The 12192-nt window shown below is 37.5% G+C and carries 13 protein-coding genes; 10 read left to right on the forward strand and 3 right to left on the reverse strand.

The features are described from left to right. Window positions 1-35: 35 nt before the first annotated feature. From AC1MPL_RS04005 to AC1MPL_RS04040, 8 genes are all read left to right on the forward strand, one after another. Window positions 36-278 (forward strand): SlyX family protein, encoded by a 243-nt coding sequence (locus tag AC1MPL_RS04005; protein WP_479764434.1) that lies wholly within the window; start codon window positions 36-38, stop codon window positions 276-278. Between the two features lie 148 nt (window positions 279-426). Beyond that, window positions 427-867: an ammonium transporter gene (locus AC1MPL_RS04010; protein ID WP_479764436.1), complete on the forward strand. Its 441-nt coding sequence runs from the start codon at window positions 427-429 to the stop codon at window positions 865-867. 28 nt (window positions 868-895) lie between these two features. After that, entirely contained in the window at window positions 896-3541 is a 2646-nt protein-coding gene (topA, locus tag AC1MPL_RS04015; protein ID WP_479764438.1) for a type I DNA topoisomerase, read from the forward strand. Window positions 3542-3602: 61 nt separating this feature from the next. After that, window positions 3603-4358, forward strand: coding sequence for a hypothetical protein (locus tag AC1MPL_RS04020; RefSeq protein WP_479764440.1), 756 nt, complete (start codon window positions 3603-3605; stop codon window positions 4356-4358). A gap of 53 nt (window positions 4359-4411) precedes the next feature. Beyond that, a complete protein-coding gene (locus AC1MPL_RS04025) occupies window positions 4412-6382 on the forward strand; it encodes an ATP-dependent helicase (protein ID WP_479764442.1) in 1971 nt (656 codons plus the stop codon). A gap of 60 nt (window positions 6383-6442) precedes the next feature. Then, window positions 6443-6685, forward strand: coding sequence for an RNA recognition motif domain-containing protein (locus AC1MPL_RS04030; protein WP_479764443.1), 243 nt, complete (start codon window positions 6443-6445; stop codon window positions 6683-6685). Between the two features lie 76 nt (window positions 6686-6761). Then, window positions 6762-7268: a DUF6586 family protein gene (locus AC1MPL_RS04035; protein WP_479764445.1), complete on the forward strand. Its 507-nt coding sequence runs from the start codon at window positions 6762-6764 to the stop codon at window positions 7266-7268. Between the two features lie 111 nt (window positions 7269-7379). Then, window positions 7380-7658 (forward strand): hypothetical protein, encoded by a 279-nt coding sequence (locus AC1MPL_RS04040; RefSeq protein WP_479764447.1) that lies wholly within the window; start codon window positions 7380-7382, stop codon window positions 7656-7658. Between the two features lie 51 nt (window positions 7659-7709). On the opposite strand, the gene AC1MPL_RS04045 is transcribed toward AC1MPL_RS04040, so the two are convergent. From AC1MPL_RS04045 to rpmB, 3 genes are all read right to left on the reverse strand, one after another. Further along, entirely contained in the window at window positions 7710-9416 is a 1707-nt protein-coding gene (locus AC1MPL_RS04045; protein WP_479764449.1) for a cation:proton antiporter, read from the reverse strand. Between the two features lie 108 nt (window positions 9417-9524). Further along, complete coding sequence (gene rpmG, locus AC1MPL_RS04050; protein WP_001205031.1) at window positions 9525-9680, reverse strand: 50S ribosomal protein L33; 156 nt, start codon at window positions 9678-9680, stop codon at window positions 9525-9527. A 12-nt stretch (window positions 9681-9692) separates the two neighbouring features. Continuing rightward, entirely contained in the window at window positions 9693-9929 is a 237-nt protein-coding gene (gene rpmB, locus AC1MPL_RS04055) for a 50S ribosomal protein L28 (protein ID WP_000048256.1), read from the reverse strand. 586 nt (window positions 9930-10515) lie between these two features. On the opposite strand from rpmB, the gene AC1MPL_RS04060 reads away from it, so the two are divergent. Both AC1MPL_RS04060 and purU read left to right on the forward strand, forming a co-directional pair. After that, entirely contained in the window at window positions 10516-11199 is a 684-nt protein-coding gene (locus AC1MPL_RS04060) for a TetR/AcrR family transcriptional regulator (protein ID WP_479764451.1), read from the forward strand. 91 nt (window positions 11200-11290) lie between these two features. After that, a complete protein-coding gene (gene purU / locus AC1MPL_RS04065) occupies window positions 11291-12154 on the forward strand; it encodes a formyltetrahydrofolate deformylase (protein ID WP_479764453.1) in 864 nt (287 codons plus the stop codon). Window positions 12155-12192: the final 38 nt, after the last annotated feature.

The raw sequence follows: 12192 nt of genomic DNA on the forward strand, positions 1-12192 counted from the left end.
AATGTTTCCTAGTGTCTCAAATTGAGGAGTGTTAAATGACTAAACCACCTTATGATGATCATGCGTCATTTTCCGCACCCATCGAAGATTTGCAAGTGCGAATTTCATTTTTAGATGATTTAGTTGAACAGTTGAATGAACAGTTGGCTCACCAAAGCCAAGAGATTGCCGATTTAAAAAAGCAAATGCAGCTTTTATATCGTCGTGTAGAGGCTTCTGATTTGTCAGAAGGCATTGCTGAATTTGATCCAATGAGCAATAGACCACCACACTATTAAGTGATATTTAAAGAATAAAGATTGAAAATCTGTTATTCAATATTACTATACACACCTTAACGGCTAGAGTTGCATGTTATATGAAACTTGCCTTTTTTATTCATCTTATGTAACTCTAATAATGTATTAGATGGAGATAACACAAAAAATGGGTCTTTGGGTCGCCATTATTATTATCGTGTTTGTTGTGGGTTCTATCTTTAGTTTACGTATCAACCCTAGAGAAAAAGCCATTGGTATGATGCGTGATAGAGCAAGAAAGATGTCACTGCATCCACGTTTGGTGCCTGCACCTGAATGGACAAAAATACCAAAAGTGACAGAAACACGTGCGAGTATGGTCGCGTTTTATAGCATTATTTTGCCACAAGCAACGATGCCACTCATGCGCGCATGTGTTGAAAATAACCAGTTGGTTGTCGTAAATGGTTCAGATAAGTTCAAGCATCTTCAAGTTGACTTAAAAGGTATTTATGCTGTGGAGATGCAGTCGAACTATGTGGGACTGTATTGGGATGAAGATGCAGATATTCATGCAACTCAACTCGAACAAATGAAATCGTATTTAGTTTCTTTAGCAGAAATCTAATTTTTAGTGATAGGAAAGATATAACATTATGGCGAATGCTCCTCGATCCACATCAAAACGCACCACAGCAAGTGCTGAGTCGGCTGCAAAAAAACGTGCTTTAGTGATTGTGGAGTCGCCTGCTAAAGCAAAAACAATTAATAAATATTTAGGTTCTGAATATATTGTTAAGTCTTCAGTGGGTCACGTACGTGACTTGCCTACGGGTGGTTCAGCAAATAAAACAACTGAAAAAAAGGCGGCACCAAGAACAAAGCTTACAGAAGACCAAAAGCTTGTAAAAGCACAACAAGCACTTGTAAAGCGTATGGGTGTAGACCCTGAGCACGATTGGGATGCACATTACGAAGTACTACCTGGTAAAGAACATGTAGTAGCAGAGCTTAAAAAATTGGCTTCGCAAGTCGATGAAATCTATCTCGCAACCGATTTGGATAGAGAAGGGGAAGCGATTGCTTGGCACTTACGCGAAGTGATTGGTGGAGACAGTTCTCGTTATCATCGTGTTGTATTTAATGAAATTACGAAAAATGCAATTCAAGAAGCTTTTAAACAGCCGACACGATTGGATTTAGACCGTGTAAATGCACAGCAGGCACGTCGCTTTTTAGACCGTGTGGTTGGCTTTATGATTTCCCCATTGTTATGGGAAAAAATAGCACGAGGTTTATCGGCAGGACGTGTGCAATCTGTGGCTGTTAAATTGGTTGTAGAGCGTGAACGTGAAATTCGTGCATTCGTTCCTGAAGAATACTGGCAAGTTTTTGCAGATACACAAGCAAAAGAAGATGCTATTCGTCTTGAAGCTGTTAAGCGCGCAGGTAAAACACTTAAGTTAAAAAATAAAGCTGAGACCGATGCAGTCTTAGACGTTTTAAAGTCGGCTGAATATAAAGTTGCACAGCGTGAAGATAAGCCAACAAAGGTTAATCCAAGTGCGCCATATATTACGTCTACGCTACAACAAGCCGCGAGTACACGTCTTGGTTTTTCTGTGAAGAAAACTATGATGCTTGCTCAACGTTTGTATGAAGCTGGTTTTATTACCTATATGCGTACCGACTCGACTTTTTTAAGTGATGATGCGGTTAATATGGTGCGAGATCATATTCAATCTGAGTATGGTGAAAAATACTTACCTGCAAAACCAAATCGTTATGGCAATAAAGCAGGTGCACAAGAAGCCCACGAAGCCATTCGTCCATCGAATGTGGCTTTGAAAGGTGATCAGCTTGCAGGTGCAGAGCGTGATGCACAACGTTTGTATGATCTGATTTGGCGTCAATTTGTTGCTTGTCAGATGACACCTGCCGAGTACTTGTCATCTACATTGCATGTCAAGGCATCTGAGATTGATTTAAAAGCCAAAGGTCGTACGCTCGTATTTGATGGTTTTACACGTGTCCGTGGTGCGAATAAGTCTGACGATGATGTGTTACTGCCTGCAGTTCAAGTGGGTGAAACACTCGTTCTGAATACGCTTGATCCAAGTCAGCATTTTACCAAGCCACCTGCACGTTTTACCGAAGCATCTTTGGTAAAAGAGCTTGAAAAGCGTGGTATTGGCCGTCCTTCAACGTATGCTGCAATTATTTCAACTATTCAAGATCGTGGTTATGTAAAGCTTGAAAATCGTCGTTTATTCGCAGAAAAAATGGGTGAGATTGTTACCGAGCGTTTAAATGAAAGTTTTAATAACCTCATGAACTATGCGTTTACTGCAGATCTTGAAGGGCAACTTGACCATGTTGCGGTCGGTGATCGTAACTGGAAAGAATTACTCGATACGTTCTATGGCGATTTTAAAAAGCGCTTAACCACTGCACAAGGTGCAGATGGTATGCGCCGTAATGAACCTGTTGAAGTTGCAGATGTGCATTGTCCACAGTGTGAAAGACCAATGCAGATTCGTACAGGAACAACGGGTGTGTTTTTGGGATGTTCAGGTTATAACTTGCCACCAAAAGAACGCTGTAAGGGTACACTCAATCTGTCTCCTGTTGAGTCATTGGCTATTTTATCGGATGATGAAGGTGCAGAAACAGCCGACTTAATGTCAAAACGCCGTTGTCCAAAGTGTAGTACAGCAATGGATAGCTATTTAATTGATGGCGGACGTAAGTTACATATTTGTGGGAATAATCCAGATTGTGACGGCTTTGAGGTTGAAGAAGGCGAGTTCAAAATTAAAGGTTATGATGGGCCGACCATTCCATGTGATAAGTGTGATGCAGAAATGCAACTGAAGACGGGACGCTTTGGACCGTACTTTGCATGTACTTCATGTGAGAATACCCGTAAAGTCTTGAAAAATGGACAGCCTGCGCCACCACGTGTCGACCCAATTAAAATGGAACATGTACGTTCAACCAAAAATGATGATTATTTTGTGTTGAGAGATGGTGCAGCAGGACTTTTCTTGGCTGCAAGCAAGTTTCCAAAAATTCGTGAAACACGTGCTCCGAAAGTTGCAGAACTTCGTACAGTTGCAGATCAGCTCGATGAGAAGTATCAATTTCTATTGAAAGCACCTGACCAAGACCCTGAAGGTAATGCGACTATTGTTCGTTTTAGCCGAAAAAATCAGAGCCAATATATTGGCTCTGAAAATGCGGAAGGCAAAACCACAAAATGGGGACTTGTCTATACAGATGGCCAGTGGGTCGAGCAATAAGTCTTAAAATGCCGATCAAAGATCGGCATTTTTTATGCACTCATACATGTGAGTAAAATTTATGTGGAAAAAGATTAGGGTATTCATTCTACTTTTAGTTCTAGGGTATGTTGCTATAGAGGCATGGAAAGACTTAAATCAAAACTGGGATCAAACCATTGTTGTTTTACTTCATCCCATTAATGCAGATGGCTCACAAAATACTGAAAATTATATTCAGCAATTAAATGCACAGTCTTTTATAGAAGTAAGTGAGTACTTAACTGCAAATGCAAAAAACTATCATAAAAATACAAATTTTATTTTTAAAATAGGGCGTGAGATAAAAAAATTACCACCTGAACTTCCTGAGAATGGCAGTGTTTTTAATGCAATTTTATGGAGTTTAAAATTTCGTTATTATGCATGGAAAGAAAGACAGTCTATAGATGGTTATGCCACCGTTACATTATATTTAAATTATTACGATTCAAATAAATACAAAGTATTGAAACACTCTACAGCGTTGGAGCGAGGGCGTATAGGAGTCGTAAATTTATTTTCTGACGTAAAGCAAAATGAAGAAAACCAAGTGGTAACGGCACATGAATTATTACATGCATTCGGTGCAACTGATAAGTATGACCTAAATACAGGACAACCTATTTACCCACAAGGATATGTTAATCCAGCTCAACAACCACGCTTACCGCAACATCAAGCAGAGCTTATGGCAGGTTATATTCCTATTAGTGAAAATCAAAGCAAAATACCGCTCAGTTTGCAACAAACAGTCATTGGGAACTTAACGGCGCATGAAATTGGATGGATAAAATAGTACCAGCACTATTTATTTGTACAGCAATATAAGAATTTGGGGATAAAGCGACAATGAGTTTTAAGTCTTTTATGGCTGAGTTAAACGATCAGCAACATCAGGCAGCAACGACTACAGCACAAAACTGTTTGGTCTTAGCAGGTGCAGGTTGTGGAAAAACAAAGACCATTGTTGCAAGAGCAGCATATCTTATTTCTCAGGGAATACCTGCAAATCAAATTCAGATTTTGACTTTTACTCGCCGTGCAGCAAGTGAAATTGTAACACGTGTAGAACAATGTTTAGGCGAGTCTGCACAAGGTTTACGTGCCTCAACATTTCATACATTCTGTATGTACTTACTGCGCCGTAATCGTCAAGCATTTGGTCTAGAAAATTTTAGTATTATTGATCGTGATGATCAGGTTATGATTTTTCGCTTACTTAGAGGTAAGGGTAAAGATAATATATTGCCTAAAGCAGCTGAACTCTGTGACATATATTCATTTGCAAGAAATACGCAATCTAAATTGTCGGTAGCAATAGAAAAAGTCCTGCCTGAAGCATTTGAATTCAAATCTGAAATTGCAGAGGTGATGAAAAATTATGAACAGCGTAAGCAAGAGCGCTCATTTTTAGACTATGATGATATTTTAAGTGTCGTTGCTATAAATTTACAATCATCTCCTGCACTCGTGCATTGGGTTAGCCAATTTTGTCGTGTATTTTTAGTTGATGAGATGCAAGATACCAATCCATTGCAATGGGCATTGCTGTCACCTCTCATTGGAAAAAGCCAATTGTTTTGTGTTGGTGATGATGCACAATCTATTTATGGTTTTCGTGGTGCAGACTTTGAAAACATTCACCATTTTAAAGACAATGTTCCCGATGCGATGGTCTATACACTTGAAAAGAACTATCGTTCTACACAAGGAATTTTAAATTTATCAAACTGGTTATTAGATGCCAGCTCTATACAATACGATAAACATTTAGTTGCTGCGAAATCTCAGGATAGTCGGCCACACTTTCATATTTTTTTCAATGAATTTGAAGAGGCAAATTGGATTGCACAAGATCTTATTGTGCGTAAAAAACAAAATAATGTTAATTGGAACGATCATATGGTTCTTGTGCGGTCTAGCTATGCTGCAAGACATATTGAGCGTGCATTTATTAACATGTCAGTTCCTTATCAGTTTATAGGAGGAACAAAGCTGTTAGAGTCGGCACATGTGAAAGATTTACTGAGTATGTTGCGTGTACTGTCGAATACTCAAGATGATATTGCATGGATGCGGTTTCTTACGCTGTGGGAGGGTATTGGTGATGTAGGTGCAAGTAAACTTTCAGTAGATTTAATCAAGTGTAAAACATTAAATGAATGTTGTAATAGGCTAGAGCATCATGGCAGAGTGCCACAACCCGTATTACTGATTTTAAAACAAATGTCTGTTTTACAGCATGAAATTGTAGCATGTATCGAACTTGCTTTTGAGGCATTACATGAGCAACTTGCTGAAAAATACCAAAAGCAAGATTGGTCACGTCGAGAAAAAGATTTCAAACTGGTTAAGCAATTGGCAGAGAAACATGCAGAGGTTGGTGAGTTCTTAGAAGCTTATGTTTTAGATCCTATTTCAAGTTCAGAAGTTGGGCAAACAGTTGATAATGATATTGTTACTATCATTACGATTCATTCTGCAAAAGGTACAGAAAGGAAAGTATGTTATGTACCACACCTTACAGTAAATCAATATCCACATGCGAGAGCGCAAGGGGACTTTGATGCGGTAGAGGAGGAGCGCCGTGTTTTATATGTTGCTTTAACGCGTGCACAAGATGAATTGATTCTTACAAAACAAGACTTAACCACATGGGCGATTGATCAGATTGATGAACAGGGAAGAACAATCAGCAGCTACTTCTTTAATCAAGTGCCTTCCCATTTACTTAATATGACTATGCATAAAAGAAAAGAATTCTTTGAAAATAAGAAGAAACCTATAAAAAAGATCTCTTTTGGTATAGATTTAGATTAAACTCGGCAACCCTAGAAAAGAAGAGATACACTACTTCTTTGCATGATATAAGGTAAATAGATGAAAATTTTAGTCCGTAATTTAGAAAGATCAATTGATGAGAATGAGCTTAAGGAACTATTCGCACCATATGGTGAAGTAGAAAGTTGCGCAATTGTTTTAGATCAGACGACTGGAAAATCTAAAGGTTTTGGTTTTGTGGAAATGCCACATGGGCGTGAGGCTGTAAAAGCGATTAAAGGTTTAAATACTTTGAAGGTGAAAGGTATTGGTATTCGTGTCAAAGCTGCCGAAGAAAAATAAAGTAAAATCTATCTAAATCTGAAAACATAGGATAGTCTGTTATTGCTACGGATTGTCTATATACATAGGAAAGATTATGTCTAGAGTTGCTCGTTATCACGCAGATCGAACAAATCAGAAATTGTATTTCGCACGTTTAGCCTGCGGACAAGCAGAGCAAGCTCCTGACAATGTCCAAATTATACAAGCTTATAGAGAATCCGCTGTATTCCATTTACACGGTGCATTTCTTGCATTTTTACAAGAGCTTGTCCGTTATTATCGCTTAAATGATTTTCAACCTACGTTGCATTCGATAGAAATGCATATGTCCGATAAAGGTCAAGTGTCTCCTGAAATTGAAATCTTAAAACAATTATCGAGTAATGGTTTTCTTGGCGAATTACAGCGAGCCTTTCGTGCATGTCAGTATGCACCTGAGCCAACTTTACCAGAAGCTGAGGACGAAACATCATCAAATATAATTATAAAAGTAACACAAGGCACACAGTCATGGTTGCCAAATACTGAGATTCTAAGAGAGTGGTATAAAGAACTTTTAGAACTTATTGATGGCTTTCGTGCAGAAATGGTAGAGTTTTAATGCACAGTATACTCTTTGTAATGACTTGAAATTTTATATGCAGCACAGATATAACAAGCAAGTCGAATATTTTTATTGGGTACATCGTTTTGATGTGCAGATGGAGGTTCCATGTCTATACAGCAGTTAAAAGAGTTATTTGGTAATCAGGATGCTGTACTCGAATTGGTACAGCTTGAAAGTGGTGAGCTTGCTCTTAGAAATGCACAGTCTGAAGAGGAACCATTACTCACTATTCAGTTTAATGACGAAATTAGGCAGTTGCTTGGAGAGACGACAAATACCGTAGCTCAAAACATGATTCAAGCAGCGCTTATGGGGCTGGTTGAAAAACAAGTGAACCAACTTGATGCGGAAATTGTTGATGAACAACCTAAATATTTAAGTTAATAAATCCTATTTTTTAAAGGCGAATATGATATTCGCCTTTTTTAATAATATTTATCGGGTATGTGCTTTATGAATTTCATGGAGAATATGGTGACTCATATTAATGGCCATTTGTTCTTTTGCATAAAAAACATCACCAATCTCATCCATACGTATTAATTCAGCTTCCTCTTTATTTTCAGCACAGATAAGAATTTGAATTTCTGAGTTTAATTGTTTTGCAATATCTACAATACGGTGAATATCTAGAATATCCATGGGTGAAATGACCAAAAGTCGTGCATGCTGAATATGTGCTTGAATGAGAACGCTTGGTTCAGTTGCTAAACCGCTTACGGCGGCAATTCCTTTTTCTCGCAACCCCTCTACTATCTCTCTATTTTCTTCTGCAATAACCACTTTAATATTTTTTTGCATCAGTGTTTCTGTAATACGCTTACCAACTTCACCATGACCGACAATGACGACTTGATCTCTTAAGTAAGATTGATCGACTTCATCAGGTAACATTGCTAAAGGATCACTACTTCTTTCAAGTAAACGCGCAAGAGATGAGTGGGCTCTAATCCATTTTTGGACAGGCTCGATTGCATAAAACATAAATGAATTAAGCGTAATAGAAAATAATGCGCCCGCTAAAATAAGATTTTGTGCCTCTGTTGTTAAAAGTCCTAAAGATATTCCTAAGGCTGCTAAAATAAAGGAGAATTCACCAATTTGTGCAAGGCTTGCACCTACTGTAAGTGCGGTATTTAATGGGTAGCGAAAAAATAAAACTAATGCCATTGCAGCGAGTGTTTTACCAAGAGTAATAATAGCAATGACACTTAGAACATGTACAGGTTGTTCAAGAATAATTTTTGGATCAAATAGCATGCCAACAGAAACAAAAAATAAGATGGAAAATACTTCGCGTAAAGGTAGTAGTTCTTCTTCAGCACGGTGGCAAAAGTCTGACTCTTTAACGACCATTCCTGCAAAAAATGCACCGAGTGCCATAGATACACCAAAAACTGCATATGCACCATATGCAATAGAAACAGCACAAGCAACAACTGTTAGTGTAAATAACTCTCTTGAACCGAGACGGACAACATAGCTCATAATCATAGGAATAATGCGTTTTCCTACAATGAGCATAAAAGCAATAAAGCCTGAAACTTTTAACAGTGTAAGTGTGATTGTCCATATAAGAGATATAGTTGTTTCTTGTCCTGCTAGAGACTTTCCACCAAGCAGTACTGCTATAGCAGGCAAAAGTACTAAGACCAAAACCATAACAAGGTCTTCAACCAAAAGCCATCCTACAGCAATTTTCCCATTTACAGAATCAAGTAACCCACGATCACCAAGTGCTTTTAAAAGGACAACTGTACTTGCACAAGAGAGTGTGAGTCCAAAAACAAGTGCAGAGCCAAAAGACCACCCCCAAAAAGAAGCAACGCCAATACCAAGCAAGGTTGCCACTAAAATTTGTAAAATAGCACCGGGTAGTGCAATACGTCTAACCTCAAGTAAGTCTTTTAATGAAAAGTGCATACCTACACCAAACATAAGAAACATTACACCCAATTCAGCAAGTTGATTTGCTAAGGCAATTTCACCTATAGGGCCTGATGTATTAGGACTAATTGCAATTCCTGCAATAAGGTATCCAATTAAAGGAGGTAGTCTAAGTCGTGTAACAATATAGCCAAAGAAAAGCGCGAGGCTAAAACCAAGTGCCAACAGTACAATGAGATCGACATGATGTGGCATAGGTATCTCCTCAAGAGATATAAAATATTGTTTTGAAGAATGTAGTTATTTTATAAATAAAAAGCAAAAAAAACGACTCCATTTGGAGCCGAATTTTCAAAACTAAAATTACTTGATTTTAGCTTCTTTAAAAATCACATGTTGACGGATTTTTGGATCAAATTTTTTGATTTCCATTTTTTCCGGCATTGTACGTTTGTTCTTCGTAGTAGTGTAGAAATAACCTGTACCAGCAGAAGAAACTAGGCGAATTTTGTCACGCATTGCAATGACTCCTTAGATCTTTTGGCCTTGAGCACGAAGATCAGCTACAACCTTTTCAATGCCCAATTTGTCGATGATACGCATACCTTTAGTTGTCAAACGAAGACGTACAAAACGCTTTTCGCTTTCTAACCAAAAACGGTGGTGATGCAGGTTCGGCTCGAACCGGCGCTTGGTTTTGTTGTTTGCGTGTGAGACGTTGTTACCAACGACTGGACGCTTGCCGGTAACTTGGCAAACCTTAGACATGGTGGAACTCCATTGATTTAGCCAACAGCAAATCTGTGGCCAGTCATAAAACAAACAGATTGAATTTATTCAAGGGGCGTTTTATATCAAAAATGCGATTAAAAGACAAGCGAATTTGTATAAAACACGTCATGATTTGCAGTAACAGATCATGCCTTGATCATTTCGTGTAGCATCAATTCTAAACCCTTCAATTTCATATTATCTCTTTAGCCAGTAGGTAAAAGAGGTATGTAATCTAAGGAGTGCAGTTATATCTTATAAAGCATGAATAGGCTCATTTTCTATAAGTTATGGTCGCAATGTCTTTAGAGTAATGCTAGATTGCTTTTGAAAAAGACTGCCGTGTAGTATGGATACAGAAAAAGTGCAGGTATACTATGATCAAACTATCTATTGAGTCATTAGATAGAGAAACGTAAATTCAAAAGCAAAATTAAGAGTGGCAGTATTATAATTAAAAAAAATAAATTTGGCTAATAAAAAATATATAAATCCTTATTTAGAGTAAAAACTCTAGATAAAATTATAGGAATTTATCATAATATCTTAGTCTATTGGTGCAAGTAGTGGGAATAGCAACTGTATGTTAAAAAGTAAAACGTCAAAAACGAAGCAGAGAATTTTAGATGTTAGTTTAATGCTTTTTAATAAGCAGGGCGAGCGAGCTATAACAACCAATCATATTGCTGCCGAGTTAAATATGAGTCCTGGAAACCTGTATTATCATTATCGTAATAAGCAGGATATTATTAAAGCACTGATTCATGATTATCAATTCGAAACTTTGAAAATGTTGGAATTGCCAATAGATCGCACTGTTACTGCTGAAGATAAAATTCGATACTTTCAGCGATTAAGCGAACAATTATGGAAGTATCGCTTCTTGCATAGAGATGTGTATCATTTAGTTGAAAAAGATGATTTGTTTAATCAGGATTATGCACAATTTTCTAGTCGAGTAATGCAACAAGTTCAAATATTGTATCAGGCATTTGTAGATGTGGGTTTGATGAAGCTTAATGCTGTAGAGATGGAAGCTTTAATTATTAATATTTGGATTATATTGACCAATTGGACTAACTTTCTATTTATGTCTGGTCATATTAATGAAGAGAACCATCAACAAAAAAAATGGTCTTTACTTGCTTTGAGGCAGTTGGTTTTGCTTGAGACTCCTTATTTAATTGGTGAGAGTAAGGCAACTTATGCAAAGTTTTTAGCAAGTATGGAAAGTACAGATTTATTTGAGAGTGTAACTTCTGCTTAGTTTAGAGAGCATAAATATATTGTGTGATACTTTGAAAAAAAGGTATGATATTCGGCTGACTTTTTTGTATGAATAAGTGATATAGATCAACATGAATATGACCACCGCAAATACAGCCCGCTTATTGATTACATGTGAAGATAAGCCGGGTATTGTGCAAGCTGTATCAAGCTTTTTATATCATCAAGGTGCAAATATTACTGCACTTGATCAATATGCGACAGAGGCTCAAGGTGGGCGTTACTTTATGCGTGTTGAGTTTGAGCTTGACCATCTTGAGAGCCGTAAAGAAACAATATTACAGATGTTTGAAACAAATGTAGCTGAACGTTATGAGATGCAATGGCGTTTGGCATCTGTTGGTGAGCTAAAGAAAGTAGGTATTTTGGTTTCAAAAGTAGATCATGCTTTACTTGAACTATTATGGCGCCATGCCCGTGGAACATTGCCATGCGAGATTACACATGTGGTTTCAAATCATGAAACACTACGTAGTTCAGTTGAGCAGTTTGGTATTCCATTTACTGTAATTAATGTCACAAAAGACAATAAAGAAGAAGCAGAAGCAGAAATCCATAATCTGATGCAAGGAAATGATTTGTTAGTACTTGCACGTTATATGCAAATTCTAAGTGAAGATTTTGTGTCTAAATGGCCAATGCAAGTGATTAATATTCATCACTCGTTCTTACCAGCATTTGTGGGTGCAAATCCGTATAAACAAGCACATGAAAAAGGTGTCAAACTTATTGGCGCAACGGCACATTATGTAACTGCCGACTTAGATCAAGGGCCAATTATTGAGCAAGATGTAGAGCGTGTAAGTCATAAATATAATGTTGAAGAGTTGCGCGAGCTTGGTCAAGATGTGGAGCGCAATGTACTTGCAAGAGCTGTGCGTTGGCATTTAGAAGATCGTATTATTGTGGATGGCAATAAAACGGTTGTTTTTTAATGTATAAAATATATTAGAAATAAAAAGGCATGCTTTAA

The sequence above is a fragment of the Acinetobacter sp. N1-1 genome, assembly GCF_056711485.1.

What these genes read in the sequence shown, in the direction of transcription:
- AC1MPL_RS04005 (WP_479764434.1), top strand. Translation starts at nt 36, where the DNA reads ATGACTAAACCACCTTATGATGATCATGCGTCATTTTCCGCACCCATC.
- AC1MPL_RS04010 (WP_479764436.1), top strand. Translation starts at nt 427, where the DNA reads ATGGGTCTTTGGGTCGCCATTATTATTATCGTGTTTGTTGTGGGTTCT.
- topA (WP_479764438.1), top strand. Translation starts at nt 896, where the DNA reads ATGGCGAATGCTCCTCGATCCACATCAAAACGCACCACAGCAAGTGCT.
- AC1MPL_RS04020 (WP_479764440.1), top strand. Translation starts at nt 3,603, where the DNA reads ATGTGGAAAAAGATTAGGGTATTCATTCTACTTTTAGTTCTAGGGTAT.
- AC1MPL_RS04025 (WP_479764442.1), top strand. Translation starts at nt 4,412, where the DNA reads ATGAGTTTTAAGTCTTTTATGGCTGAGTTAAACGATCAGCAACATCAG.
- AC1MPL_RS04030 (WP_479764443.1), top strand. Translation starts at nt 6,443, where the DNA reads ATGAAAATTTTAGTCCGTAATTTAGAAAGATCAATTGATGAGAATGAG.
- AC1MPL_RS04035 (WP_479764445.1), top strand. Translation starts at nt 6,762, where the DNA reads ATGTCTAGAGTTGCTCGTTATCACGCAGATCGAACAAATCAGAAATTG.
- AC1MPL_RS04040 (WP_479764447.1), top strand. Translation starts at nt 7,380, where the DNA reads ATGTCTATACAGCAGTTAAAAGAGTTATTTGGTAATCAGGATGCTGTA.
- AC1MPL_RS04045 (WP_479764449.1), bottom strand. Translation starts at nt 9,416, where the DNA reads ATGCCACATCATGTCGATCTCATTGTACTGTTGGCACTTGGTTTTAGC.
- rpmG (WP_001205031.1), bottom strand. Translation starts at nt 9,680, where the DNA reads ATGCGTGACAAAATTCGCCTAGTTTCTTCTGCTGGTACAGGTTATTTC.
- rpmB (WP_000048256.1), bottom strand. Translation starts at nt 9,929, where the DNA reads ATGTCTAAGGTTTGCCAAGTTACCGGCAAGCGTCCAGTCGTTGGTAAC.
- AC1MPL_RS04060 (WP_479764451.1), top strand. Translation starts at nt 10,516, where the DNA reads ATGTTAAAAAGTAAAACGTCAAAAACGAAGCAGAGAATTTTAGATGTT.
- purU (WP_479764453.1), top strand. Translation starts at nt 11,291, where the DNA reads ATGAATATGACCACCGCAAATACAGCCCGCTTATTGATTACATGTGAA.